The organism is Pseudomonas tohonis (assembly GCF_012767755.2).
Classification (GTDB): domain Bacteria; phylum Pseudomonadota; class Gammaproteobacteria; order Pseudomonadales; family Pseudomonadaceae; genus Metapseudomonas; species Metapseudomonas tohonis.
The window spans coordinates 1,836,284-1,860,488 of record NZ_AP023189.1; the positions used below are offsets into that span (position 1 = coordinate 1,836,284).

General features: G+C 67.4%; 22 protein-coding genes and 1 tRNA gene. 18 read left to right on the plus strand and 5 right to left on the minus strand.

Features of this window, described 5'->3' with window-relative positions:
• Positions 1-23 precede the first annotated feature (23 nt).
• The 5 genes from HSX14_RS08520 to HSX14_RS08540 all read left to right on the plus strand — a co-directional run bounded on the left by HSX14_RS08520 (position 24) and on the right by HSX14_RS08540 (position 2,992).
• A tRNA-Glu gene (locus HSX14_RS08520) sits at positions 24-99 on the plus strand.
• Between the two features lie 189 nt (positions 100-288).
• Positions 289-828 (plus strand): TetR/AcrR family transcriptional regulator, encoded by a 540-nt coding sequence (locus tag HSX14_RS08525; RefSeq protein ID WP_173177151.1) that lies wholly within the window; start codon positions 289-291, stop codon positions 826-828.
• A gap of 10 nt (positions 829-838) precedes the next feature.
• Positions 839-1,666, plus strand: a complete 828-nt coding sequence (locus tag HSX14_RS08530) for an alpha/beta fold hydrolase (protein ID WP_173177153.1) — start codon at positions 839-841, stop codon at positions 1,664-1,666.
• A 229-nt stretch (positions 1,667-1,895) separates the two neighbouring features.
• Positions 1,896-2,543, plus strand: coding sequence for a bifunctional 4-hydroxy-2-oxoglutarate aldolase/2-dehydro-3-deoxy-phosphogluconate aldolase (locus HSX14_RS08535; RefSeq protein ID WP_111259441.1), 648 nt, complete (start codon positions 1,896-1,898; stop codon positions 2,541-2,543).
• Complete coding sequence (locus HSX14_RS08540) at positions 2,543-2,992, plus strand: acyl-CoA thioesterase (protein WP_173177155.1); 450 nt, start codon at positions 2,543-2,545, stop codon at positions 2,990-2,992. Before HSX14_RS08535 ends, HSX14_RS08540 begins: the two co-directional genes overlap by 1 nt.
• A gap of 9 nt (positions 2,993-3,001) precedes the next feature.
• On the opposite strand, the gene HSX14_RS08545 is transcribed toward HSX14_RS08540, so the two are convergent.
• Positions 3,002-3,394 (minus strand): hypothetical protein, encoded by a 393-nt coding sequence (locus tag HSX14_RS08545; RefSeq protein ID WP_173177157.1) that lies wholly within the window; start codon positions 3,392-3,394, stop codon positions 3,002-3,004.
• Between the two features lie 136 nt (positions 3,395-3,530).
• Here HSX14_RS08545 and HSX14_RS08550 point away from each other — a divergent pair, with 136 nt between their 5' ends.
• The gene (locus HSX14_RS08550) at positions 3,531-4,502 is read left to right on the plus strand and encodes a tRNA dihydrouridine synthase (RefSeq protein ID WP_173177159.1); all 972 of its coding nucleotides are present in this window, start codon (positions 3,531-3,533) and stop codon (positions 4,500-4,502) included.
• A gap of 51 nt (positions 4,503-4,553) precedes the next feature.
• On the opposite strand, the gene HSX14_RS08555 is transcribed toward HSX14_RS08550, so the two are convergent.
• Positions 4,554-5,300, minus strand: coding sequence for an SDR family oxidoreductase (locus HSX14_RS08555; RefSeq protein ID WP_173177161.1), 747 nt, complete (start codon positions 5,298-5,300; stop codon positions 4,554-4,556).
• A 122-nt stretch (positions 5,301-5,422) separates the two neighbouring features.
• On the opposite strand from HSX14_RS08555, the gene HSX14_RS08560 reads away from it, so the two are divergent.
• The gene (locus tag HSX14_RS08560) at positions 5,423-5,869 is read left to right on the plus strand and encodes an Hsp20 family protein (protein ID WP_173177163.1); all 447 of its coding nucleotides are present in this window, start codon (positions 5,423-5,425) and stop codon (positions 5,867-5,869) included.
• Between the two features lie 66 nt (positions 5,870-5,935).
• Here HSX14_RS08560 and HSX14_RS08565 read toward each other — a convergent pair whose 3' ends face one another.
• On the minus strand, positions 5,936-9,604 hold the full coding sequence (locus tag HSX14_RS08565) for a PAS domain S-box protein (protein ID WP_173177165.1): 3,669 nt from the start codon (positions 9,602-9,604) through the stop codon (positions 5,936-5,938).
• Positions 9,605-9,730: 126 nt separating this feature from the next.
• Positions 9,731-10,612 (minus strand): LysR family transcriptional regulator, encoded by an 882-nt coding sequence (locus HSX14_RS08570; protein WP_111259524.1) that lies wholly within the window; start codon positions 10,610-10,612, stop codon positions 9,731-9,733.
• 223 nt (positions 10,613-10,835) lie between these two features.
• Between HSX14_RS08570 and leuC the strand changes: the two genes are divergently transcribed.
• From leuC to HSX14_RS08615, 9 genes are all read left to right on the plus strand, one after another.
• Complete coding sequence (leuC, locus tag HSX14_RS08575) at positions 10,836-12,260, plus strand: 3-isopropylmalate dehydratase large subunit (protein WP_173177167.1); 1,425 nt, start codon at positions 10,836-10,838, stop codon at positions 12,258-12,260.
• 10 nt (positions 12,261-12,270) lie between these two features.
• Positions 12,271-12,915 carry a 3-isopropylmalate dehydratase small subunit gene (gene leuD / locus HSX14_RS08580; RefSeq protein WP_173177169.1) on the plus strand — a complete coding sequence of 215 codons (645 nt, stop codon included), beginning with the start codon at positions 12,271-12,273 and terminating at the stop codon, positions 12,913-12,915.
• Positions 12,916-12,929: 14 nt separating this feature from the next.
• Complete coding sequence (locus HSX14_RS08585) at positions 12,930-13,694, plus strand: class I SAM-dependent methyltransferase (RefSeq protein WP_173177171.1); 765 nt, start codon at positions 12,930-12,932, stop codon at positions 13,692-13,694.
• Positions 13,695-13,779: 85 nt separating this feature from the next.
• Positions 13,780-14,862 carry a 3-isopropylmalate dehydrogenase gene (leuB, locus tag HSX14_RS08590; RefSeq protein ID WP_173177173.1) on the plus strand — a complete coding sequence of 361 codons (1,083 nt, stop codon included), beginning with the start codon at positions 13,780-13,782 and terminating at the stop codon, positions 14,860-14,862.
• 57 nt (positions 14,863-14,919) lie between these two features.
• Complete coding sequence (gene asd / locus HSX14_RS08595) at positions 14,920-16,032, plus strand: aspartate-semialdehyde dehydrogenase (RefSeq protein ID WP_173177175.1); 1,113 nt, start codon at positions 14,920-14,922, stop codon at positions 16,030-16,032.
• Between the two features lie 106 nt (positions 16,033-16,138).
• Positions 16,139-17,140 (plus strand): aspartate-semialdehyde dehydrogenase, encoded by a 1,002-nt coding sequence (locus HSX14_RS08600; protein ID WP_173177177.1) that lies wholly within the window; start codon positions 16,139-16,141, stop codon positions 17,138-17,140.
• A gap of 154 nt (positions 17,141-17,294) precedes the next feature.
• Complete coding sequence (locus tag HSX14_RS08605; protein ID WP_173177179.1) at positions 17,295-20,207, plus strand: FimV family protein; 2,913 nt, start codon at positions 17,295-17,297, stop codon at positions 20,205-20,207.
• A 3-nt stretch (positions 20,208-20,210) separates the two neighbouring features.
• Positions 20,211-21,071 carry a tRNA pseudouridine(38-40) synthase TruA gene (gene truA, locus HSX14_RS08610; RefSeq protein ID WP_111259427.1) on the plus strand — a complete coding sequence of 287 codons (861 nt, stop codon included), beginning with the start codon at positions 20,211-20,213 and terminating at the stop codon, positions 21,069-21,071.
• A 57-nt stretch (positions 21,072-21,128) separates the two neighbouring features.
• Positions 21,129-21,752 (plus strand): phosphoribosylanthranilate isomerase, encoded by a 624-nt coding sequence (locus HSX14_RS08615; RefSeq protein WP_173177181.1) that lies wholly within the window; start codon positions 21,129-21,131, stop codon positions 21,750-21,752.
• Here HSX14_RS08615 and HSX14_RS08620 read toward each other — a convergent pair.
• On the minus strand, positions 21,724-21,996 hold the full coding sequence (locus HSX14_RS08620) for a hypothetical protein (RefSeq protein WP_173177183.1): 273 nt from the start codon (positions 21,994-21,996) through the stop codon (positions 21,724-21,726). The genes HSX14_RS08615 and HSX14_RS08620 overlap by 29 nt on opposite strands.
• A gap of 58 nt (positions 21,997-22,054) precedes the next feature.
• On the opposite strand from HSX14_RS08620, the gene accD reads away from it, so the two are divergent.
• Positions 22,055-22,927, plus strand: coding sequence for an acetyl-CoA carboxylase, carboxyltransferase subunit beta (accD, locus tag HSX14_RS08625; protein ID WP_111259424.1), 873 nt, complete (start codon positions 22,055-22,057; stop codon positions 22,925-22,927).
• Positions 22,924-24,201: a bifunctional tetrahydrofolate synthase/dihydrofolate synthase gene (folC, locus tag HSX14_RS08630; RefSeq protein WP_173177185.1), complete on the plus strand. Its 1,278-nt coding sequence runs from the start codon at positions 22,924-22,926 to the stop codon at positions 24,199-24,201. Before accD ends, folC begins: the two co-directional genes overlap by 4 nt.
• Positions 24,202-24,205: the final 4 nt, after the last annotated feature.

The window sequence follows — 24,205 nt, forward strand, 5'->3', positions numbered from 1 at the left end:
GCCTTGCTTTTCGAAGGTTCAAAGTCCCCTTCGTCTAGTGGCCTAGGACACCGCCCTTTCACGGCGGTAACAGGGGTTCGAGTCCCCTAGGGGACGCCACTTTTCCCGCTCTGCGGGGTTTTCAAGGGTCATTCCGTCATGGGGTGGCCCTTTTGTTTTTCCGCTTCCGGAACATCCCCCCACCGCTCATTCATTCGCATCCCGGCCCACGACGGGTGGCACGCGTATCGGCTTGCCAAATTGGATGATGGATATAATATTATGTCCATCATTCCACGGGAGGCCGTCATGAGCGACAAGCGCACCCAGACACGCAAGCGCATTCTCTCCGAGGCGGGCAGGGCGCTGTTCGCGCGGGGGCCGCTGGAGCCTAGCGTCAGCGAAGTGATGGCGGCGGCCGGGCTCACGGTGGGCGGTTTCTATACCCATTTCGACAGCAAGGAAGCCTTGATGGCGGAGGCGTTCGGTGAGCTGCTGCGGGAACGGCGCCAGCAGATGCGCCAGATCGATTCCGCACTTGCACCACGGGACCGGCGCGCTCTGGCGGCGGCCTTCTACCTCTCGCGCAGGCATCGCGACAGCACGGATCGTGGCTGCCCGCTTCCCGGCTCCCTCGGCGAAGTGGCGCGCAATGCCGAGCCCTACCAACTGATGCTGGCCGAGCACCTCGAACTGCTCGCTGCCGACCTGGCCGGTACGCCGGAGGATGGCGACAAGGCCCTGGCCGACATCGCCCTGATGGTGGGTGGCCTGGCCCTTGCCCGCGCCCTGGGCGCCGGCGAGTTGTCGGACCGGATACTGCGTGCCGCCCGTACGGCGGTGATCTAGGAGAAACGAGATGAACAGCCTGGACCTGCTTCGAGGATTCAACGCCACGGTCGGCCGGGTCGCGCCCCGGCACGTCGCCGACCGGGCCCGGCGACGCTTCATGACACCGCGCGACACCACGCCTCGCGATTGGGAGCTGCCCTGGCTCGAGCGCGCCGAGCGCATCACCCTGCGCTTCGGCCTTTCCGCCCTGCGCTGGGGCAGTGGCCCGACCGTATTGCTGATGCACGGCTGGGAAGGGCGCCCGACCCAGTTCGCCAGCCTGATCGACGCGCTGGTACAGGCCGGCTACGGCGTGATCGCCCTCGATGCACCCGCCCACGGCCGTTCTCCGGGGCGTGAGGCGAACATCGTGCTGTTCGCCCGTGCCCTGCTCGAAGCCGCCGAGGACCTGCCGCCGCTGCACGGCGTGATCGGCCACTCCATGGGCGGCGCCAGCGCCATGCTGGCCATCCAGCTGGGGTTGCGGCCCCGGGCCCTGGTCACGGTGGCCGCCCCCAGCCGCATTCTCGGCATGCTGCGCGGCTTCGCCCGCTTCATCGGCTTGCCGCCCCGGGCTGGCGAGCAGTTCATCAAGCGGGTCGAGGATCACGCCGGCATCCCCGCTGCGGACCTCGACGTGCAGCACTACCGGCTCGACATGCCCGGCCTGGTGGCCCATGCCGAGGATGATCCCCTGGTTCCCGCCGCCGAAGCCGGGCGTATCCACGAGGCCTGGTTCGACAGCCAGCTGCTGCGCCTGGAGGGCGGTGGCCACCAGCGGGTGCTGGCGGACCCGCGCCTGGTGAAGGCGGTGTTGCAGCTGTTCGACGAGGTCGGCCTGCGCGCCAGCGCCTGAGCCTTTCCCATTGCACGGCGGGCTTGGCGACAGCCGCCGGGTGCAGGAAGATTCGCCCACGGAATGCGTCGGTGGCCCACCGCCGGTCGGTGACCTGCCGCCGATGCTGCGCTTCCAAGGTCCATGTCTGTTGCGCGCCACCGATGGCGGCCAGGGCATGGTCGCCGGGGCGAATCAATTCCGGGCCCGAGCGCGGGGCCGGAGGCACGAATCAAGGGGAAAGATGCAAATGAGCCTGACTATGGATGTGGTGCTGCAGCGGGCGCGCCCCGTCCTTCCGGTGCTGGTCATCGAGGACACCGGGCTGGCCCTGGACCTGGCCGGCGCCCTCGCCGCCGGCGGGATCGAGGTGCTGGAGGTGACGCTGCGTACGCCGCGGGCCCTGGATGCCGTGGCGGCGATCCGCAAGGAATTCCCGGACCTGCTGGTGGGGGCGGGCACGCTGATCCACACCGAGCAGTTCCTCGAAGCCCGCGATGCCGGCGCCCACTTCGCCGTCAGCCCCGGCTGCACCGAGCGCCTGGCGGCTGCTGCCGAGGACTCCGGCCTGCCGTACCTGCCCGGGGTGATGACGCCCTCGGAAGTGCTGCTGGCGCTGGAATACGGCTACCGCTCGCTGAAACTGTTCCCGGCCAATGGCAACGCCAGCGTGAAGATGCTCAAGAGCTTCAAGGGCCCCTTCACCGGCATCCGCTTCTGCCCCACCGGCGGTGTGACGCCGGACAACCTGCAAGGCTTCCTGCAACTGCCCAACGTCGCCTGCGTCGGCGGCACCTGGATCGCGCCGTCGAGCCTGATCCGCGCCCGCGCCTGGGACCAGATCACCCAGCTCGCCGCCGAAGCCCGTGAACTGGCCAGCAGCTCGGAGCACGCCTGATGAACTGGGACCTGCCCACCCCCTTCGTCATCGACATCAAGGTCGCCGCCGATGACATCGACGGCCTCGGCCACGCCAACAACGCCGTCTACGTCAGCTGGCTGGAGCGCTGCGCCTGGCGCCACTCCCAGAGCCTGGGCCTGGACCTGGTCGAGTACCGCCGGCTGGACCGTGCCATGGCGGTGGTGCGCCACGAGATCGACTACCTCGCCGCCGCCTACGAGGACCAGGAGCTGCAGATGGCGACCTGGATCGTCGAGTCCGACCAGCGCCTGAAGATGGACCGGCGCTTCCAGCTGATCCGTCCCGAAGACGGCGCCACGCTGCTGCGGGCGAAGACCACCTTCGTCTGCATCGAGCTCTCCAGCGGCCGGCCCAAGCGCATGCCGCCCGAGTTCATCGAAGGCTACGGCCGTGCATTGATGCCGCCATTCCCCCTGGAGCTCTGAGCGGGTCCGTCACTCCACCGCTGGCGACAGGAACAGCTCGGTCGGGTTCTGCACGATGCGCAGGTGCCGCCGCTCGCCGGGCTGGATCAGAACCGACTGCGGGCGCCCGGTGAGGTTGCCGGCGCAGTAGCCGGAAGGGCTCTGGGCGACGTTCAGGGTCATCTCGCCGGCCGGCACGCTCAGGCTGATGGCCTGCCCGGCGGAAATCTGCGCCACCAGTTCGTCCTGCAGGTAGAGGCCGACCTCGCAGGCATTGGCCGCATTCTCGTCACGGCTGACCACCAGTTCCGCCAGCGAGTCGGGGGCCGGCTGCAACTGGCCTTCCAGTGCGCCGGCTGCGTTCACGAGAGGCGCCAGGCCACCGAGAGCCATGCAGAGCAGGGCGGGGTGGATCATTTTCATCGGCGATTCCTTTTCCTGAGGCTTACCGGTTCGACTGCACCGGGGCCTGGCTTGCTCCCGCAGTTTTCGTCGGGAGGATTCTGCGGCGGCCGGCTCCGCGCTTACACTACGCGCCCATTTTTCCAAGGTTTCCCTTATGCAAATCGCCCTGGCGCCCATGGAGGGCCTGGTCGACGAGATTCTCCGTGACGTGCTGACCCGCGTGGGTGGCATCGATTGGTGCGTCAGCGAGTTCATCCGCGTCTGCGACCGCCTGCTGCCCGCCAGCACCTACCAGAAGCTCGCCCCCGAGCTGGAGAGCGGGTCGCGCACCCGCGCCGGTACTCCGATGCGGGTGCAACTGCTGGGTTCCGACCCGGTGTGCCTGGGGGAGAACGCGGCCTACGCCTGCGAGCTGGGCGCGCCGGTGATCGACCTCAACTTCGGCTGCCCGGCCAAGACGGTGAACAAGTCCCGTGGCGGTGCCGTGCTGCTCAAGGAGCCCGAGTTGCTGCATGCCATCGTCAGCGGTGTGCGTCGCGCGGTGCCGGCGGCCATCCCGGTGACGGCGAAGATGCGCCTGGGCTTCGACAGCCCCGATGGCGCGCTCGATTGCGCCCTGGCCCTGGCCGAAGGCGGCGCCTCGCAACTGGTGGTGCACGCGCGCACCAAGGTCGAGGGCTACAAGCCGCCGGCCCACTGGGAATGGGTGGCGCGGGTGCAGGACGTGGTCAAGGTGCCGGTGCTCGCCAATGGCGAAGTCTGGACCCTGCATGACTGGCGGCGCTGCCGCGAAGTCAGTGGCGTCGAAGACATCATGCTCGGCCGTGGGCTGGTTTCGCGCCCCGGCCTGGCCCGGCAGATCGCCGCCGTGCGTGATGGCGCGACGCCGGAGGAGATGAGCTGGGAGGAGTTCCAGCCGCTGCTCCGTGATTTCTGGCGCCAGGCGCGGCGCAAGCTCGCCCCGCGCTACGCACCGGGGCGCCTCAAGCAGTGGCTGGGCATGCTCACCCGCACCTACCCCGAGGCCGTGGTGCTGTTCACCGAGATCCGCCGGGAAAGCGACTGCTCGCGCATCGACGCCCTGCTGGGCATGCCGAGCCTGGAGCGGGAGCTGGCGGCGGCCTGATCCCTATTCCCCGGACTGAAGCCCGGGCTGCGTTGCACGCGCTGGGCTGGATCAGCGGCCGCCGCTGACGTCCAGCAGCGCGCCGGTGGTGTAGGAGGCCTCGTCGCTGGCCAGCCAGAGAATGGCGTTGGCGATTTCCTCCGCTTCGCCGCCCCGCCCCATGGGCACGCTGGCAGCGACCCGCTCGACCCGTCCCGGCTCCCCGCCGCTGGCGTGGATGTCGGTGCGGATCACCCCCGGCCTCACCGCGTTCACGCGGATCCCTTCGGTCGCCAGTTCCTTCGCCAGTCCCACCGTCATCGCATCGATGGCGGCCTTGGCCGCCGCGTAGTCGACGTACTCGTTGGGTGCACCCAGGCGGGCGGCGATGGACGAGAGGTTGATGATCGAGCCGCCCCGTCCGCCGTGGCGGGTGGAGAGCCGGCGGATCGCCTCGCGGGCGCAGTGGAAGCTGCCGAATACGTTGGCGCCGAAGACCCGCAGCAGCCGGGCGCCGTCGACCTCCTCCAGGCGTGCCTGGCGCTCGAGCATCCCGGCGTTGTTCACCAGTACATCGAGGCGGCCGAATTCGGGGTCGAGGGTGGCGAACAGCTCCGCCACCTGCCGCTCGTCGGCGACATCCGCTGCCACGGCGATGGCCCGGCCGCCCTGGTGTTCGATCTCCTCTACCAGTTGCTCGGCGGCGTCCCTGCGCTGCCGGTAGTTGATGCACAGCGCGTAGCCACGCGCTGCCGCCAGGCGCGCCGTGGCGGCGCCTATGCCCCGGCTGGCGCCGGTGATCAGCATGACCTTGTGCATGAATCCTCCGTGGAAGGGTGGGGCCTTGAAATCATTTCCGGCATCCCTATCTAGGGGAATGCGGGATGCCGAAGTCGGGTCCCGCGACTTTAGACCTTGCTGATTATTCAGGAGAGATTGTCATGACCAGCGCATTTTCCCTCGCTCCGCTGTTCCGCCATTCCGTAGGCTTCGACCGGTTCAACGACCTGTTCGAATCGGCCCTGCGCAACGAGAGCGGCAGCACCTACCCGCCTTACAACGTCGAGAAGCACGGTGACGACCAGTACCGCATCGTGGTCGCCGCGGCCGGCTTCCAGGAAGAAGACCTGGAGCTGCATGTCGAGCGCGGCGTACTGACCGTCAGCGGCGGCAAGCGCGATAACGGCGCCGAAAGCGTGACCTACCTGCACCAGGGCATCGCCCAGCGCGCCTTCAAGCTGTCGTTCCGCCTGGCCGACCACATCGAGGTGCGTAACGCGGGGCTGCAGAACGGCCTGCTGAACATCGACCTGGTACGCATCGTGCCGGAAGAGGCCAAGCCCAAGCGCATCCCGATCAACGCCAGCCGTCCGGTGCTGGAAAACTGATCCGACGCGCAAGCGGCACGAGAAAGGGCGCCCCAGGGCGCCCTTTCTCATTGGGGCGGCTGGCGCTCAGCCCTGTTGGCGGTTCCTGGCCAGCAGCGCGCGGAACTCGTCCAGCGGCACCGGCTTGCTGAACAGGTAGCCCTGGTACAGGTGGCAGCCCTGCTGCTCGAGGAAGTCCAGTTGCTCCTGCTGCTCCACCCCCTCTGCCACCATCCCCAGCCCCAGGCTGCGCGCCATGGCGACGATGGCGCGGATGATCTCGGCGTCGTTGGGGTCGTTGGTGGCGTCGCGGACGAATGACTGGTCGATCTTCAGCACATCCACCGGCAGGCGCTTGAGGTAGGTCAGCGACGAGTAGCCGGTGCCGAAGTCGTCCATGGCGAAGCTGACGCCGAGCTTCTTCAGGCGGCGCATCTTGCCGATGGTGTCGTCGAGGTTCTGGATGACGATGCCTTCGGTGATCTCCAGTTTGAGGATGCTGCGCGGCAGATGCGTATCGGCCAGGCTCTTCTCGATGCGCTCGACGAAGTCGCTCTGGCGGAACTGCCGTGGGCTGATGTTCACGCACAGACTGAAGTCGTCGGCGCTGGCCAGCCCCTCGGCGAACAATTGCCCGCAGGCGCGGCAGGCTTCGGCCAGCACCCAGCTGCCCACTTCGACGATCAGGCCGCTTTCCTCCAGCACCTGGATGAACTGCGCCGGCGATTGCGGGCCGAGCGTCGGGTGCTTCCAGCGCAGCAGGGCCTCGGTGCCGATCACGCGGTTGTCCCGGGCATCCACCTGGGGCTGGAAGTGCAGCTCGAACTCGCCGCGCACCAGCGCCAGGCGCAGGTCGTTCTCCAGCCGCAGGCGCTCGCTGGCGGCCTCCTGCATGGTCGCGCGGAACAGCTGGATGGCGTTGCGCCCGGAGTCCTTGGCCCGATACAGGGCGATGTCGGCGCGCTTGAGCAGGTCGGCGGGTGTCTCGCCGTGATCGGGGATCAGCGCCACGCCCATGCTCGGCGTCACCTGCAGGTGGTGGCCGTCCAGCAGCATGGGCTCGGCCAGCAGCTTGCGCAGCTTGTCGGCGATCTGCCGCACCTGGCGCGTCACTTCCGAGCGCTTGCCCTCCAGGCCGGTGAGCAGCACGACGAATTCGTCACCGCCCAGGCGCGCCACGGTGTCTTCCAGGCGCACGCTGGCTTCTAGGCGCGCGGTCACCATCTTCAGCACCGAGTCGCCCACCGGGTGGCCGAGGGAATCATTGATGTGCTTGAAGTGGTCGAGGTCGAGGAACAGCAGGGCGCCGCGCAGCTTGTGGCGCTTGAGCAGGGCGATCTGCTGGGTCAGGCGGTCCATAAGCAGTGCGCGGTTGGGCAGGTTGGTCAGCGGGTCGTGGTAGGCCAGGTGCTGGATCTGCGCCTGGGCGTCCTTCAGCGCGCTGATGTCGCGGGCGGTCAGCAGCAGGCAGGCCTTGCCGTCCAGGTCGATCTGCTCGACCGACACCTCCACCATCTTGCGCGTGCCGTCGCGGTGCTGGCCGGACATCTCCAGGTGGTGCGCGCGGCCGTCGCGGCGCATGACCTCGACCAGGCGCTGACGCTCCTCGGGGCGGGCCCAGATGTTCAGGTCATGGGCGGTGCGCCCGATGACTTCCTCGGCGCTGTAGCCGGTGAGGCGGCAGAACCCCTCGTTGACCTCGATGTAGCGGCCGGTGTCGCGCTCGGTGATGGTGATGGCGTCCGGGCTGGAGTGGAACGCCTTGGCGAACTTCTCCTGGCTGGCCTTCAGGGCGGCCTCGGCCTTCTGGCGCTCGGTGATGTCGCGGAAGGTGGTGGTGATGCACAACTGGCGATCGACGCGGATGAAGCGGCTGGACACCACGCAGGTCAGCGTCCGTCCGTCCTGGGTCAGGTACTGGGCCTCGACGTTGTCCAGGCCCTTCTCGCGCATCAGCTCGCGTGACAGGCGGTCGCGTTGCTGCAGGTCGACCCAGAAGGCGATCTCCGGTGCGCAGCGGCCGACGATCTCGTCCGGCCGCCAGCCGAACACCTCGGTGAAGCTGGGGTTGATCTCGATGAAGGCGCCATCGCGCACGCGGGTCACGCAGATGGGGTCGGGGCTGGCCTGGAACAGGGTGACGAATTTCTCCTCCGAGGCCGCCAGGCGCTGCTCGCGGCGCACCCGCTCGGTGATGTCGATGAGGATGCCGGCCATGCGCAGCGGCTCGCCGGTTTCGTCGCGGTAGAGCTTGGCGGTGCTTTCCAGGTAGTGGATCTCACCGTTGGCGAAGCGCGAGCGGTAGGTGAACTGGTAGTCCTTGGTCACGCCGGTCAGCAGGTCCTGGTAGGCCTGGCGCATGGCCATCTGGTCTTCCAGCGGCACGAAGCTGAAGAAGTTCTTGAAGTCGCCCTCGTAGGGCTCGGCCGCCAGCCCGTGCAGGGCGGAGGCGCGCGCCGAGCCATACAGGCAGCTGCTGGGGATGTGCCAGTCCCAGGTGCCCAGGTCGGCGGACTCCAGGGCCAGCGCCAGGCGCTCCTGGCTCTCCTTGAGGGCGCGTTCCTGGGCGCGCATGCGGGTGATGTCGCGCACCGTCAGCACCAGGCAGGTGCGGCCGTTGAGCTGGATCTGGTCGCCGTAGAGCAGGTTGGTGCTAACGCTGCCGTCACGGCCGCGCAGTTGCACTTCGAGGCCGTCCAGGGTGCCGTGGCGGTCGAAGTCATCGAGCATCTCGCGGCGCTGCCCGGCATGCACCCAGATGCCCAGCTCCAGGGAGCTGCGGCCGATCGTCTCGCTGGTGTCCCAGCCGAACTGGCGCTGGAAGCCGGGGTTGGCCTCGATGAAGCAGCCGGTCTCGCGGTCGGTGATGACCACGGCGTCGGGCGTGCTGCGGAAGGCCTTGGAGAATTTTTCCTCACTGGTGCGCAGGGCGGCTTCGGCGCGCTTGCGCTCGGTGGTGTCGAGGAAGGTGCTGATGAGGAAGGATTCGCCCTCCAGCTCGATGAACTGGCTGGACAGCACGCCGTCGAGCACGCGCTGGTCGCGGGTGCGCAGTTGCACTTCCTGGACGATGGGGTCTTCCGAATCGCTGCGGCTGCGATACAGCAGCTCGCGCTGCTGCGGGTGGACCCAGATGCCCAGGTCCGCCGTGCTGCGGCCGACCACTTCGGCCGCCGGCCAGCCGAACACGCTCTCGAAGTGCTGGTTGGCCTCGGTGATGATGCCGCCCTCCATGCGCACCAGCAGCACCACGTCGGGGCTCAGGTGGAACAGGCTGGAGAAGCGTCGCTGGGAGTTTTCCAGGGCTTCGGCGCGTTCCTGCTGCTCGGTCACGTCGCGGATCACGCCGATGATGCGCTTGCGGCCATCGGCATCCTGCTGCGGGCTGCCGCTGATCTCCAGCCAGTGCAGGCTGCCGTCGGGCCAGCGGATGCGGTGGCGGAAGGCGCGCTCGGGGTGGGCGCCGGAAAGGACGCGGGCGAAGAGCTCCATGACCCCGGCGCGGTCCTCCTCGGGAATCAGCTCGATGTAGTCGACCTGGGTACGCAGCGGGCGCTTGGGGTCCAGGCCGAACAGCGCCTGCGCACCGCGCGACCAGTTGACCCGACCGCTGGCGATGTCCCAGTCCCAGGCGCCCAGGCGTGCGCCATTGAGGGCGGCGAGCAGGCGTTGCACGTCCTGCCAGCTCTGCTCGAATTCGGCCGGGTCGAGGGCGGGTATATAGGGCAGCGGCGGATGGTCAGTTGGCTTGGACATGGTGGCCCCTTCCGGTCCGGTGACTGCAATCTGGCGGGAGGACAGGTGGGAGTGGGCGGGGTGGACAGGGCATGCGCGGGCCTTTTCTTATCGTTATGCGGCTCACGTTAGCCCCAGCCTCGGGGACTACGCAAGGTGATCGCGCTGGGCGTCGAGCAGCGCCATGAAGGCCTTGGCCGCGTTCGACAGGGTGCGGTCCGTGTGCAGGATATAGCCGAGCTTGCGGCTCAGCTGGATGTCCTGCAGCGGCAGGCGGACCACCTGTTCGTCGAGCATGGTGCGCGGTAGCACGCTCCAGGCCAGGCCGATGGAAACCATCATCTTGATGGTCTCCATGTAGTTGGTGCTCATGCCGATGTTGGGCGTCAGCCCCTCGGCCTCGAACAGGCGCCGCACGATGTGATGGGTGAAGGTGTTGCCACCGGGGAACACCGCCGGGTGCTTGGCCACGTCGGCGAGGAAGATGGTCTTGTCGCGGGCCAGCGGGTGCTCCGGGGCGGCGACGAAGTCCAGGGCGTCGTCCCAGACCGGCACCGCCTGCACCGGCAGCGCGGTTTCCGGGGCCAGGGTGATCACCGCCAGCTCGGCGCGGCCATGCAGGATTTCCTCGTAGGCGACCTCGGAGTCGAGGAACTGGATGTCCAGCGCCACCTGCGGGTAGGCACGGGTGAAGGCGCGCAGCAGCGGCGGCAGGCGATGCAGGCCGATGTGGTGGCTGGTGGCCAGGGTCAGGCGGCCGCTGATGTCGCCGGACAGGTTGGAGAGGGCGCGACGGGTGTCGTCCAGCACATTGAGGATCTGGTAGGCCCGTGGCAGCAGGGCGCGGCCGGCCTCGGTCAGCCCCACTTCGCGGCCGAGGCGGTCGAACAGGCGCACGTTCAGCTGCTGCTCCAGGGAGGCGATGCGCTTGCTCACCGCCGGCTGGGTCAGGTGCAGGCGCTCGCCGGCTTCGGAGAAGCTGCCGGTTTCGGCGATGGCGATGAAGGCATTGAGGCTGGCGAGATCCATGGCGCTGGGGCTCCGGGCCGCGTGGGCGGCGGGTGTGCGGGAGAGGGCAGTCGCATGGGTGGCGGTCGACTGCGGGGCTATCGATTCCTTGTAGGAATCCATTGGATAAAAAATATGAATTTGAGTTATTCATGTCAAATCCCTAGGATCATCCCCACAAGCCAAGGGGCCTTTTTGTCCAATGAGAGCCCCGGCATGGAAACAAGCTGATGAGGAACGCCCGATGGCCGGCAAGACGCTCTACGACAAGCTCTGGGAAATGCACGAGGTGAAGCGCCGCGACGATGGTTCGTCGCTGATCTACATCGACCGCCACATCCTTCATGAAGTGACCTCGCCCCAGGCGTTCGAAGGCCTGCGTCTGGCCGACCGCAAGCCGTGGCGCATCGACGCCAACATCGCCACCCCGGACCACAACGTGCCGACCACCCGCGCCGAGCGCCAGGGCGGCCTCGAGGCCATCGCCGACGAGGTGTCGCGCATCCAGGTGCAGACCCTCGATGAGAACTGCGACGACTTCGGCATCCTCGAGTTCAAGATGAATGATGTTCGCCAGGGCATCGTCCACGTGGTCGGCCCGGAGCAGGGTGCCACCCTGCCGGGCATGACCGTGGTCTGCGGCGACTCGCACACCTCCACCCACGGTGCCTTCGGTGCGCTGGCCCACGGCATCGGCACCTCCGAGGTGGAGCATGTGCTCGCCACCCAGTGCCTGATCGCCAAGAAGATGAAGAACATGCAGGTGCGCGTGGAGGGCACGCTGCCCTTCGGCGTCACCGCCAAGGACATCGTGCTCGCGGTGATCGGCAGGATCGGCACCGCCGGCGGCAACGGCCACGCCCTGGAGTTCGCCGGCAGCGCCATTCGCGAGCTGTCCATGGAAGGCCGCATGACCATCTGCAACATGTCCATCGAGGCCGGTGCCCGCGTGGGCATGGTGGCGGTGGACGAGAAGACCATCGCCTATGTCGAGGGCCGCCCCTTCGCACCCAAGGGGGCGGACTGGGAGAAGGCCGTGGCGGTCTGGCGCGGCCTGGTTTCCGACGCCGACGCCCACTTCGATACCGTGATCGAGATGCGTGCCGAGGACATCATTCCCCAGGTCAGCTGGGGCACCTCGCCGGAGATGGTGCTGCCGGTCGACCAGCGCGTGCCGGACCCGGCCGTCGAGGCCGACCCGGTCAAGCGTGACTCCATCACCCGCGCCCTCAAGTACATGGGCCTGGCCGCCAACCAGGCGATCACCGATATCCAGCTGGACCGCGTGTTCATCGGCTCCTGCACCAACTCGCGCATCGAAGACCTGCGCGCCGCTGCGGAAGTGGCCAAGGGTCGCAAGGTCGCCGCGACCGTCAAGCAGGCGATGGTGGTGCCGGGCTCGGGCCTGGTGAAGCAGCAGGCCGAGCGCGAGGGGCTGGACAAGATCTTCATCGAGGCAGGTTTCGAATGGCGTGAGCCGGGCTGCTCCATGTGCCTGGCGATGAACCCGGACCGCCTGGAAAGCGGCGAGCATTGCGCCTCCACCTCCAACCGCAACTTCGAAGGCCGCCAGGGTGCCGGTGGGCGTACCCACCTGGTCAGCCCGGCCATGGCCGCCGCAGCCGCCGTCAACGGCCGCTTCGTCGATGTTCGCGAGATGCTCAAGTAAGGAGAGCGAGATGAAAGCCTTCACCCAACACACCGGTCTCGTCGCTCCGCTCGATCGTGCCAACGTCGACACCGACCAGATCATCCCCAAGCAGTTCCTCAAGTCGATCAAGCGCACCGGCTTCGGCCCGAACCTGTTCGACGAGTGGCGCTACCTGGACGTCGGCCAGCCGAACCAGGACAACTCCAAGCGCCCGGTGAACCCGGACTTCGTCCTCAACTTCCCCCGCTTCCAGGGCGCCAGCGTGCTGCTGGCCCGTGAGAACTTCGGCTGCGGCTCCTCCCGCGAGCATGCGCCGTGGGCCCTCGAGGAATACGGCTTCCGCGCCATCATCGCGCCGAGCTACGCCGACATCTTCTTCAACAACAGCTTCAAGAACGGCCTGCTGCCGATCATCCTGAAGGACGAGGAAGTGGACGAGCTGTTCAAGCAATGCGAAGCGCAGGAGGGCTACCGGCTCACCGTCGACCTCGCCGCGCAGACGGTGACCCGTCCGGACGGCAAGACCTATTCCTTCGACGTGGACGCCTTCCGCAAGCACTGCCTGCTCAACGGCCTGGACGACATCGGCCTGACCCTGCAGGACGCGGACGCCATCCGCGCCTTCGAGGGTGGCCATCGCCAGGCGCAGCCCTGGCTGTTCCGCGACGCCTGAGGCGAGGACGCGAGATGAGCGACAAGGCCCATGTGCAGGTGGTGCAGCGCCAGTTCGGCGAGCAGGCCAGCGCCTACCTGAGCAGCGCCGTGCATGCCCAGGGCGCGGAGTTCGCGCAGTTGCAGGCAGCGGTTGCGGGCCGGGGCGATGCGCGGGTGCTCGACCTCGGTTGCGGCGCGGGCCATGTCAGTTTCCATGTCGCGCCGCTGGTCGGCGAAGTGGTGGCCTACGACCTGTCGCAGCAGATGCTGGATGTGGTCGCCGCGGCTGCCTCCGAGCGTGGCCTGGGTAACGTGCGCACCGAGCGTGGGGCGGCCGAGCGCCTGCCTTTCGCCGACGCCAGCTTCGATTTCGTCTTCAGCCGTTACTCCGCGCATCACTGGAGCGACCTGGGCCTGGCCCTGCGCGAGGTGCGCCGGGTGCTGAAACCGGGTGGTTGCGTTGCCGTCATCGACGTGGCGTCGCCGGGCAGCCCGCTGCTCGACACCCACCTGCAGGCGGTGGAAGTGCTGCGCGACACCAGCCATGTGCGCGATTATTCCGTCGCCGAGTGGTTGCGTCAGGTCAGCGAGGCGGGACTGTTCGTCGAGCGCCATGCGCGTCAGCGCCTGCGCCTGGAGTTCGGCTCCTGGATCACGCGGATGCGTACGCCCGATGTGTTCCGCGATGCCATCCTGGCCCTGCAGAAGGCGGTGGGCGAGGAAGTTCGCGCGTATTTCGAGATCACCGAGGACGGCTCCTTCAGTACCGACGTGCTGGTGCTGTGGGCCACTCAATAACCGAGCGCCAGGCTGCAGGCTCCAAGCGACACGTACTTGGGGCCTGCGGCTTGGGGCGTGAAGCTTTTTTCCGAAGGAAAGACTCATGAGCAAACAGATTCTGGTTCTCCCTGGCGACGGCATCGGCCCGGAAATCATGGCCGAGGCGGTCAAGGTGCTGGAGCTGGCCAATGACAAGTTCCAGCTCGGCTTCGAGCTGACCCACGACGTGATCGGCGGCGCCGCCATCGACAAGCATGGCGTGCCGCTGGCCGACGAGACCCTGGAACGCGCGCGCCAGGCCGACGCCGTGCTGCTGGGCGCCGTGGGTGGGCCGAAATGGGACAAGATCGAGCGCGACATCCGCCCGGAGCGCGGCCTGCTGAAGATCCGCTCGCAACTGGGGCTGTTCGCCAACCTGCGCCCGGCCATCCTCTATCCGCAACTGGCGGACGCTTCCAGCCTCAAGCCGGAGGTGGTCTCGGGCCTGGACATCCTCATCGTCCGCGAGCTGACCGGCGGCATCTACTTCGGCCAGCCACGCGAGCAGCGCGTGCTGGAGAACGGCGAGCGCCAGGCCTACGACACCCTGCCGTATGCCGAGAGCGAAATCCGCCGCATCGCCCGAGTCGGCTTCGACATGGCCCGCGTGCGTGGCAAGAAGCTGTGCTCGGTGGACAAGGCCAACGTGCTCGCCTCCAGCCAGCTGTGGCGCGAAGTGGTGGAGGAGGTAGCCAAGGACTACCCGGACGTCGAGCTGTCGCACATGTACGTCGACAACGCGGCCATGCAGCTGGTGCGTGCACCCAAGCAGTTCGACGTCATGGTCACCGACAACATGTTCGGCGACATCCTGTCGGATGAGGCTTCCATGCTCACCGGCTCCATCGGCATGCTGCCTTCCGCCTCCCTGGATGCGAACAACAAGGGCATGTACGAGCCGTGCCACGGTTCTGCGCCGGACATCGCCGGCCAGGGCATCGCCAACCCGCTGGCGACCATCCTCTCGGTCTCGATGATGCTGCGCTACAGCTTCAACCAGGGCACCGCCGCGGATGCCATCGAGAAGGCCGTGAGCAACGTCCTCGACCAGGGGCTGCGCACCGGCGACATCTTCTCCGCCGGTACCACCAAGGTCGGTACCCAAGCCATGGGCGATGCAGTGGTCGAGGCCCTGCGTAATCTGTAATCTGTCGGGCCCGCTGCATGGCAGCGGCCCACTTTTTCCCTGAAAGGTGTAGTTGTCATGAAGCGTGTAGGTCTGATCGGTTGGCGCGGCATGGTGGGTTCCGTACTCATGCAGCGGATGCTGGAAGAGCGGGATTTCGACCTGATCGAGCCGGTTTTCTTCACCACCTCCAACGTCGGCGGGCAAGGCCCGGCGATCGGCAAGGACGTCGCTCCGCTGAAGGATGCCTACAGCATCGACGAGCTGAAGAGCCTCGACGTGATCCTGACCTGCCAGGGTGGCGACTACACCAGTGAAGTCTTCCCCAAGCTGCGCGAAGCCGGCTGGCAGGGCTACTGGATCGACGCCGCCTCCAGCCTGCGCATGCAGGATGACGCGGTCATCGTCCTCGACCCGGTCAACCGCCGCGTGATCGACCAGCAGCTGGACGCCGGCACCAAGAACTACATCGGTGGCAACTGCACCGTCAGCCTGATGCTGATGGCCCTGGGCGGCCTGTTCGAAGCCGGCCTGGTGGAGTGGATGAGCGCCATGACCTACCAGGCCGCCTCCGGCGCCGGTGCGCAGAACATGCGCGAGCTGATCAAGCAGATGGGCGCCACCCACGCCGCGGTCGCCGATGACCTGGCCAACCCGGCCAGCGCCATCCTCGACATCGACCGCAAGGTGGCCGAGACCATGCGCGGCGAAGCCTTCCCGACCGAGAACTTCGGCGTGCCGCTGGCCGGCAGCCTGATCCCCTGGATCGACAAGGAGCTGCCCAACGGCCAGAGCCGCGAAGAGTGGAAGGGCCAGGCCGAGACCAACAAGATCCTCGGCCGCTTCAAGAGCCCGATCCCGGTGGACGGCATCTGCGTGCGCATCGGCGCCATGCGCTGCCACAGCCAGGCGCTGACCATCAAGCTGAACAAGGATGTGCCGATCGCCGACATCGAAGGGATGATCAGCCAGCACAACCCCTGGGTGAAGCTGGTGCCGAACCAGCGCGAGATCAGCATGCGCGAGCTGACCCCGACCGCCGTGACCGGCACCCTCAGCGTGCCGGTGGGCCGCCTGCGCAAGCTCAACATGGGCTCGCAGTACCTGGGCGCCTTCACCGTCGGCGACCAACTGCTGTGGGGCGCGGCCGAACCGCTGCGCCGCATGCTGCGCATCCTCCTGGAGCGTTGATCGATCCGGGGCGCCGATGAGGCTCGTCGGCGCCCGGTTTCCCTCGATTGCCTGCGTGCGGGGCGGCGGTTAAAGTGCCGCTCCCGTTTCGCCAGAGGCAATGTCCATGAGCCAGTCCTTCGATATCGCCGTTGTCGGCGCCACCGGCACCGTTGGCGAAACCCTCGTCGAGCTCCTCGCCGAGCGCGAATTCCCCATCGGCACCCTGCACCTGCTGGCGAGCATCGAGTCCGCCGGCGCCTCCGTGCCGTTCCGTGGCAAGAACCTGCGCGTGCGCGATGTCGCCGAGTTCGACTTCTCCCAGGTACGCCTGGCCTTCTTCGCCGCTGGCGAAGCGGTGAGCCGCAGCTTTGCCGATCGCGCCAGCCAGGCGGGCTGTGCGGTGATCGACCTGTCCGGGGCGCTGGATGACGCCAAGCCTCTGGTGCCCGAAGCCAATGCCGGCCTGCTGGGCGAACTGGCCCCTCCTTATAGAGTGAGCAGCCCGAGCGCGTCCGCCGTGGCGTTGGCCTGCGCGTTGGCTCCTCTGGCCTCCCTGGGCATCGAGCGGGTCACCGTCACCGCCTGCCTCGCGGTCTCCAGCCGTGGGCGCGAAGGCGTCAACGAACTGGCCCGGCAGACCGCCGAGTTGCTCAATGCTCGCCCGCTGGAGCCGCGCTTCTTCGATCGCCAGGTGGCTTTCAACGTCCTCGCCCAACCCGATGCGGTGGACGGGGACGGGCACGCGCAACTGGAAAGAAGACTGGCACGCGAATTGAAGGCGCTGCTCGTCGCCCCGACGCTGGACGTGGCTGCCACCTGCGTGCTCGTGCCGGTGTTCTTTGGCGACAGCCTGAGCGTCTCGCTGCAGGTGCGCGAGGACGTCGATCTGGCTCGTGTGCTGGAGCGACTGGAGGCTGCGCCGGGCATCGAACTGGTCGAGCGGGACGACTACCCGACGGCAGTAGGTGACGCTGTGGGGCAGGATGTGATCTACGTCGGCCGGGTGCGAAAAGGGCTGGAAGACCCGCGCCAAGTCAATTTGTGGATTGCGTCTGATAATGTGCGAAAAGGCGCTGCACTCAACGCCGTACAGTCCGGCGAGTTATTGATAAAACACTATCTGTAAAAGATACTTACCTGAAAATTTGAAGAACTTTTCTAGCTTGACAATACTGGTTTAGTTTTCATCGCTGACGGGGAACCGCTATGGCGCGTTGTGGCAGCGATCAAAATACTCTCTCGTTCGGCCGAGAAAAAAAGATAAAACAAGGGATTACGCTATGATTCGGGTTCGCAAACTGGTGCTGGCAATTGCGGCTGCTTCGGCGCTGACCTCCGGCATGGCACATGCTCTGGGGCTCGGGGAAGTGACCCTGAAGTCCGCCTTGAATCAGCCGCTGGTGGCTGAGATCGAGTTGCTCGAGGTCCGCGACCTGGCTTCCAACGAAGTCGTTCCGAACCTGGCTACGGCCGAGGAGTTCAGCAAGGCTGGTGTCGATCGCCAGTACTTCCTGACCGATCTGAAGTTCACGCCAGTGCTCAAGCCCAACGGCAAGAGCGTGATCCGCGTTACCTCCAACAAGCCGGTGCGCGAGCCCTACCTCAATTTCCTGGTAGAGGTGCTGTGGCCCAATGGCCGCCTGCTGCGCGAATACACCCTGCTGCTGGACCCGCCGACCTATTCCCCCGAAACCACCGCTGCCGTCGTGCCGAGCATGCCCATCGCCGCTCCGGCCCAGGCCCCGCGTCCGGCCGCTGCCGCCCCGCGTCCGAGCACCAGCCCGGCCGCCCAGGCTCCGCGTGCTGCCGCTCCGGTAGCGCCGACCGCTTCCACCGCCAAGGCGGGCGCCGAGGAATACAAGACCACCGGTAGCGACACCCTCTGGGAAATCGCCCAGCGCAATCGCTCCAGCGGCTCCGTACACCAGGCCATGCTGGCCATCCAGGACCTGAACCCGGATGCCTTCGTCGGCGGCAACATCAATCGCATGAAGAGCGGCCAGGTGCTGCGCATGCCGACCGATGCGCAGATCGCCAGCCGTTCGCAATCCGAAGCCATCGCCCAGGTCGCCGCTCAGAACGCCGCCTGGCGTGACGGCAGCGCGGTTGCGGGCAGTGCCGGTCAGCGCCAGCTGGACGCCACCAAGCGCGCCACTGCCGGTGCCGCTCCTGCCAAGACCGAAAGCAAGGACAGCCTGCGCCTGCTCTCCGCCGACAGTGGCAAGTCCACTGCTGGCAGCGAGAAGGGTGCCGGCAACGGCAACAGCAAGGCCCTGTCCGAGAAGCTGGCCGTCACCCAGGAAAGCCTGGACACCACCCGTCGCGAGAACGACGAGCTCAAGGGCCGGATGAGCGACCTGCAGAGCCAGCTGGACAAGCTGCAACGCCTCATCCAGCTGAAGGACGACCAACTGGCCAAGCTGCAGGGTGACCTGGCGAAGAAACCCGAAGCCGCCGCCCCGGCGACTCCGGCCACGCCGACCCCGGCAACGCCAGCCGCTTCCGCCACCCCGGCGGCTCCGGCTGCCGAACAACCCGCAGCGGTGCCGGCTACTCCGGCACCCGACGCTACCCAGGCCACTCCCCCGGCCGGGCAGGCGCCGGACTACAACTACAACGAGGAGCCGGCTGCACCTGATGCAGCCGCCCAGTCCCAGAACCAGCAGCCGGCCAGTGAGCCGGCTGATGCCGTTGAAAAACCTGCCGCTCCGGCCGAAGCCGCCAAGCCGGTCGAGCCTGCGCCGGTTGCCGCCGCGCCCGCTCCGGCCGAGCCCGAAGCCGAGCAGCCCGGTTTCATCGACGACCTGATGGGCAACCCGATGCTGCTGGGTATCGCCGGTGGCGGCGCGCTGCTGGCGCTGCTGGTCGCCCTGATGATCCTGTCCCGTCGCAATGCGATGAAGGAAGCCGAGCTGCAGAACAGCCTGGCTGCCCAGGATGACGACACCCACTTCGACAACGACCTGGACATCCAGGACAACGCCTTCGCCGGCCTCGAGAACGAGCCCGCCGTAGCGGCCGCCGCGCCTGCCCAGGCCGAAGAGCGCGTCACCGCCCAGACTGGCGACGCCATCAGCGAAGCCGACATCTATATCGCCTACGGTCGTTTCAACCAGGCTGCCGAGCTGCTGCAGAACGCCATCAATGACGAGCCGCACCGTGCCGACCTGCGCCTGAAACTGATGGAGGTCTACGCCGAACTGGGTGACCGCGACGGCTTCGCCCGCCAGGAAAGCGAGCTGCGTGAGATCGGCGGTGCCTACGCCGAAGTCGACCAGCTCAAGGCCAAGTACCCGGCCATGGCGCTTGCCGCCGCTGCAGGCCTGGGCTTCGCCGCCAGCTCTTCCGCTGCGGACGACCTGGACAGCTTCAGCCTCGACGACCTGACCCTGGACGAGCCCGCCGCTCCCGCTGCCCCGGCGCCCGCCGCCGCGGAGTCGGATCTGGACGATGCCTTCGACCTGAGCCTCGACGAGCTGGAAGCCGACCTCGATCGCGACCTGCAGGCGTCCGCCGGCAACGATGCGCTGGCCGGCCTGGACGATCTCGACCTGAGCCTCGACGAACCCGCCGCCCCGGCTGCGAGCCTCGACGACGAGCTGGGCTTCGACCTGGAACTGGATAGCAAGCCGCTGGCGGAAGAGCCGCTGGACCTGGGTGACGATCTCGCCGACTTCAGCCTGGATCTGGAATCCGACACCAAGCCGACCGTCGCCGAGGAAGACGACTTCCTCCTCAGCCTCGACGACGAGCTGGGCCTGGGTGGGGCCGAACCTGCCGCCGAGCCGGCCAAGGAAGAAGCCGCTTCCGCCTTCGAACTGCCGTCCGACTTCGACCTGTCGATGCCCGAGGACGAGCCGGCCGCCGAAGTGGACGCGCCGCTTTCCGACAGCTTTGCCGCCAAGCTGGATGAAGTGACCGCCGAGCTCGACCAGCTCGCCGAGAGCCTCGACCAGCCGCCGGCAGAAAGCGCACCGGCCAGCACCGCCGCTCCGGCGCTGGACCTGGATGGCGAAGACGACTTCGACTTCCTCTCCGGAACCGACGAAACCGCCACCAAGCTCGATCTGGCCCGCGCCTACATCGACATGGGTGACACCGAAGGCGCCCGCGACATCCTCGACGAAGTGATGGCCGAGGGCAGTGAGAACCAGCAACAGGAAGCGCGCGAGCTCATCGCCCGTATCAGCTGATCAATGACCCAAGCAGTACCCACAACGGCAGCCGACTCGGCTGCCGTTGGCATTTACAGAATCGCCCTCGGCGTCGAGTACAAGGGCTCCCGCTATCGCGGCTTCCAGCGCCAGCGCGCCGGGGTTCCGTCGGTCCAGGAGTGCCTGGAGAAGGCCCTGTCCAAGGTGGCCGGCGGCGCGCCGGTGACGCTCAGCTGTGCCGGCCGCACCGATGCGCTGGTGCATGCCAGCGGCCAGGTGGTGCACTTCGACACGCCGGTCCAGCGCTCCATGCATGCATGGGTCATGGGGGCGAACATGAACCTGCCGGGCGACATCAGCGTGGCCTGGGCCCAGGAGATGCCGCGGCACTTCGATGCGCGCTTCAGTGCCATGGCGCGGCGCTATCGCTACGTCATCTACAACGACCAGATCCGCCCGGCGCACATGGCCGAGGAGGTCACCTGGAACCATCGGCCGCTGGATGTCGAGCGCATGCGCGAGGCTGCTGCCCACCTGGTGGGCACCCATGACTTCAGCGCGTTCCGTGCCCGCCAGTGCCAGGCCAAGTCGCCGATCAAGACGGTGCACCACCTGCGCCTGAGCGAGCATGGGCGCTTCATCGTCCTGGACATCCGCGCCAACGCCTTCCTCCACCACATGGTGCGCAACTTCGCCGGGGTGCTGATGACCATCGGTGCCGGCGAGCGGCCGCCGGAGTGGGCGCGTGAAGTGCTGGAAAGTCGCGTCCGGCGAACCGGCGGTGTCACCGCGCATCCCTATGGGTTGTACCTGGTGGAAGTGGAATACCCCGAGGAGTTCCAGCTGCCCAAGCGCTACATCGGGCCGCATTTCCTTTCCTGGCTGCCAGAAAACCCGGGCTGACGCTCCGCCGAGCCTTTGCTACCATCCAGCATCTTTTACCCACCCGGTGCCAGCAACTTGCCAGCCGTTCGCATCAAAATCTGTGGCATCACCCGCGTCGAGGACGCCCTGGCGGCGGCTGCGGCCGGGGCCGATGCCATCGGCATGGTGTTCTATCCCGCCAGCCCGCGCGCGGTCACGGCCGAGCAGGCCCGGGCGATAGTCGCGGCGCTGCCGCCCTTCGTCACCAGTGTCGGCCTGTTCGTCGACATGCCCGCCGCCGAGCTGGCGGCCATCCTCGATGTGGTTCCCCTCGACCTGCTGCAGTTCCATGGCGACGAGACGCCGGATGCGTGCTCGGGCCATGGCCGCCCCTATATCAAGGCGTTGCGGGTCCGGCCCGGCGATGACGTGGCCGCCCGCGTGCGTGAATTTCCCGACGCCTCGGGCGTGCTGCTGGACACCTATGTCCCCGGCATCCCGGGTGGTACGGGCGAGGCGTTCGACTGGAACCTCGTCCCGGCCGAGCTGGACAAACCCGTGATACTCGCAGGCGGCCTCACCCCGGAGAACGTCGGGCTGGCCGTTGCCCAGGTCAGGCCGTATGCCGTGGATGTCAGCGGTGGCGTGGAAGCGAGCAAGGGCATCAAGGACCATGACAAGGTGCGGGCCTTCATCGATGCGGCAAGAGCGGCATGCTGAACCCGTCGCCCGCATATGTGACGGCGCCGCTCGCGCTGCCGTCCATAACCCAGTTGCCCGGGCACGCGCGCATGCGCGCGTTGTCGGAACGGGCCGATTTTGCTTTTCGCGACGGCGCCATGCCGGCTTCCGTCGCCCGGATGGCCGGGGATTGCCCGGCGACGCCGAGCGGGGCAGGGCGCACCATCGCCATCCCGCTGGTGCCGCCAACCCCGTCCGCAATCGTGAATTCGCTCAAGAACATGCGCAGGGCTCCGGGCCGCTAGCGCGTGTTCGGGCCTGAAGCTATGGAGAACGAGAGCATGAGCAACTGGCTGGTAGACAAGCTGATCCCTTCGATCATGCGTTCCGAGGTGAAGAAGAGCTCGGTTCCTGAAGGCCTCTGGCACAAGTGCCCGTCCTGCGAGGCCGTGCTGTACAAGCCCGAGCTCGAGAAGACCCTCGACGTCTGTCCCAAGTGCAACCACCACATGCGCATCGACGCGCGCACCCGCCTGGACATCTTCCTCGACGCCGAGGGCCGCGAGGAGCTGGGTGCCGAGCTGGAGCCGGTGGACCGCCTCAAGTTCCGCGACAGCAAGAAGTACAAGGACCGCATCACCGCTGCCCAGAAGGACACCGGCGAGAAGGACGCGCTGATCGCCATGAGCGGCAGCCTGGAAGGCATGCCCATCGTGGCGTGTGCCTTCGAGTTCTCGTTCATGGGGGGCTCCATGGGCGCGGTGGTCGGCGAGCGTTTCGTCCGCGCCGCCAACGTCTCCCTGGAGAAGCGCTGCCCGCTGGTGTGCTTCTCCGCCTCCGGCGGCGCGCGCATGCAGGAAGCGTTGATCTCCCTGATGCAGATGGCCAAGACCTCCGCGGTACTGGCGCGCCTGCGCGAAGAAGGCATTCCCTTCATCTCCGTGCTCACCGACCCCGTCTATGGCGGTGTTTCCGCGAGCCTGGCGATGCTCGGTGACGTGATCGTCGCCGAACCCAAGGCGCTGATCGGCTTTGCCGGTCCCCGCGTGATCGAGCAGACCGTGCGCGAGAAGCTGCCCGAAGGCTTCCAGCGCAGCGAGTTCCTGCTGGAGCACGGCGCCATCGACATGATCATCCCCCGTCAGGAACTGCGCGCCCGCCTATCGCGGCTGTTGGCGCAGTTCATGCGTCTACCCTCACCGGCCACTGCATGACCCAACGAACCCTCGCCGACTGGCTCGCGTACCTCGAGCAACTCCACCCCACAGCCATCGACATGGGGCTGGACCGCAGCCGCCAGGTCGCCCAGCGACTTGGCCTGCGCAGGCCGGCGCCGCTGGTGGTCACGGTTACCGGGACCAACGGCAAGGGTTCGACCTGCGCCTTCCTCGCCTCCTTGTTGAGGGCGCAGGGCCTCAAGGTCGGGGTGTACAGCTCCCCGCACCTGCTCACCTACAACGAGCGCGTACAGATCGATGGCCTCGACGCCAGCGATGCTGCGCTCTGCGAGGCCTTCGCCGCCGTGGAGGCTGCGCGTGGCGACGTCTCCCTGACCTATTTCGAGATGGGCACCCTGGCGGCCTTCTGGCTGTTCGAGCGCAGCGGGCTCGACGCCGCGGTGCTCGAAGTCGGCCTCGGCGGCCGCCTGGATGCGGTCAACCTGGTCGATGCCGACCTGGCGCTGGTCACCAGCATCGGCATCGACCATGCCGACTGGCTCGGCGACACCCGTGAAAGCGTCGCCTTCGAGAAGGCCGGCATCTTCCGTGCCGGCAAGCCCGCCCTCTGCGGCGACCTCGATCCTCCTGCACCGCTCATCGAGCAGGCCGCGACCCTGGGGGCTCCCTTCATCCTGCGCGGGCGTGACTACGACCTGGCGGTGGGCGAGGGCGCCTGGCATTGGCGGGGCGTCGACCGGAAGGGCCAGCTGCGCCAACTGCACAACCTGCCGCTGCTCGACCTGCCCCTGGAGAATGCCGCGCTGGCCCTGCAGGCCTACTCGCTGCTGGGCCAGGCCTGGGACGAGGCCGCCATCACCCAGGCGCTGCAGGCCACCCGGGTTACCGGCCGCCTGGATCGCCGCTCGCTGAAATGGCGTGGCAAGTCACTCACGCTGCTGCTGGATGTTGGGCATAATCCCCACGCTGCCGGCTACCTGGCCGAGCGCCTGCGCGCCCGTCCGGTCGCGGGTCGCCGCCTCGCGGTGTTCGGCCTGCTGGCCGACAAGGACCTGCCCGGCGTGCTCGCGCCGCTCAAGGACGTCCTGCCCGACTGGGCGGTGACCACCCTGCCGTCGACGCGCAGCCGGCCGGCCGCCGAGTTGCAGGCCGCGTTGCTCGCCCTGGGCGTCACGGCCAGCAGCCATGCGGACGTGGCTGCGGCGCTGGATGCGCAGTGCGAGAAGGCCGGGGAGGGGGATGAAATCCTGGTGTTCGGATCTTTCTATTGCGTGGCCGAGGCGCTGGCCTGGCTCGCGCATCAGGCTTAAGGGG

What these genes read in the sequence shown, in the direction of transcription:
- HSX14_RS08525 (WP_173177151.1), top strand. Translation starts at nt 289, where the DNA reads ATGAGCGACAAGCGCACCCAGACACGCAAGCGCATTCTCTCCGAGGCG.
- HSX14_RS08530 (WP_173177153.1), top strand. Translation starts at nt 839, where the DNA reads ATGAACAGCCTGGACCTGCTTCGAGGATTCAACGCCACGGTCGGCCGG.
- HSX14_RS08535 (WP_111259441.1), top strand. Translation starts at nt 1,896, where the DNA reads ATGAGCCTGACTATGGATGTGGTGCTGCAGCGGGCGCGCCCCGTCCTT.
- HSX14_RS08540 (WP_173177155.1), top strand. Translation starts at nt 2,543, where the DNA reads ATGAACTGGGACCTGCCCACCCCCTTCGTCATCGACATCAAGGTCGCC.
- HSX14_RS08545 (WP_173177157.1), bottom strand. Translation starts at nt 3,394, where the DNA reads ATGAAAATGATCCACCCCGCCCTGCTCTGCATGGCTCTCGGTGGCCTG.
- HSX14_RS08550 (WP_173177159.1), top strand. Translation starts at nt 3,531, where the DNA reads ATGCAAATCGCCCTGGCGCCCATGGAGGGCCTGGTCGACGAGATTCTC.
- HSX14_RS08555 (WP_173177161.1), bottom strand. Translation starts at nt 5,300, where the DNA reads ATGCACAAGGTCATGCTGATCACCGGCGCCAGCCGGGGCATAGGCGCC.
- HSX14_RS08560 (WP_173177163.1), top strand. Translation starts at nt 5,423, where the DNA reads ATGACCAGCGCATTTTCCCTCGCTCCGCTGTTCCGCCATTCCGTAGGC.
- HSX14_RS08565 (WP_173177165.1), bottom strand. Translation starts at nt 9,604, where the DNA reads ATGTCCAAGCCAACTGACCATCCGCCGCTGCCCTATATACCCGCCCTC.
- HSX14_RS08570 (WP_111259524.1), bottom strand. Translation starts at nt 10,612, where the DNA reads ATGGATCTCGCCAGCCTCAATGCCTTCATCGCCATCGCCGAAACCGGC.
- leuC (WP_173177167.1), top strand. Translation starts at nt 10,836, where the DNA reads ATGGCCGGCAAGACGCTCTACGACAAGCTCTGGGAAATGCACGAGGTG.
- leuD (WP_173177169.1), top strand. Translation starts at nt 12,271, where the DNA reads ATGAAAGCCTTCACCCAACACACCGGTCTCGTCGCTCCGCTCGATCGT.
- HSX14_RS08585 (WP_173177171.1), top strand. Translation starts at nt 12,930, where the DNA reads ATGAGCGACAAGGCCCATGTGCAGGTGGTGCAGCGCCAGTTCGGCGAG.
- leuB (WP_173177173.1), top strand. Translation starts at nt 13,780, where the DNA reads ATGAGCAAACAGATTCTGGTTCTCCCTGGCGACGGCATCGGCCCGGAA.
- asd (WP_173177175.1), top strand. Translation starts at nt 14,920, where the DNA reads ATGAAGCGTGTAGGTCTGATCGGTTGGCGCGGCATGGTGGGTTCCGTA.
- HSX14_RS08600 (WP_173177177.1), top strand. Translation starts at nt 16,139, where the DNA reads ATGAGCCAGTCCTTCGATATCGCCGTTGTCGGCGCCACCGGCACCGTT.
- HSX14_RS08605 (WP_173177179.1), top strand. Translation starts at nt 17,295, where the DNA reads ATGATTCGGGTTCGCAAACTGGTGCTGGCAATTGCGGCTGCTTCGGCG.
- truA (WP_111259427.1), top strand. Translation starts at nt 20,211, where the DNA reads ATGACCCAAGCAGTACCCACAACGGCAGCCGACTCGGCTGCCGTTGGC.
- HSX14_RS08620 (WP_173177183.1), bottom strand. Translation starts at nt 21,996, where the DNA reads ATGTTCTTGAGCGAATTCACGATTGCGGACGGGGTTGGCGGCACCAGC.
- accD (WP_111259424.1), top strand. Translation starts at nt 22,055, where the DNA reads ATGAGCAACTGGCTGGTAGACAAGCTGATCCCTTCGATCATGCGTTCC.
- folC (WP_173177185.1), top strand. Translation starts at nt 22,924, where the DNA reads ATGACCCAACGAACCCTCGCCGACTGGCTCGCGTACCTCGAGCAACTC.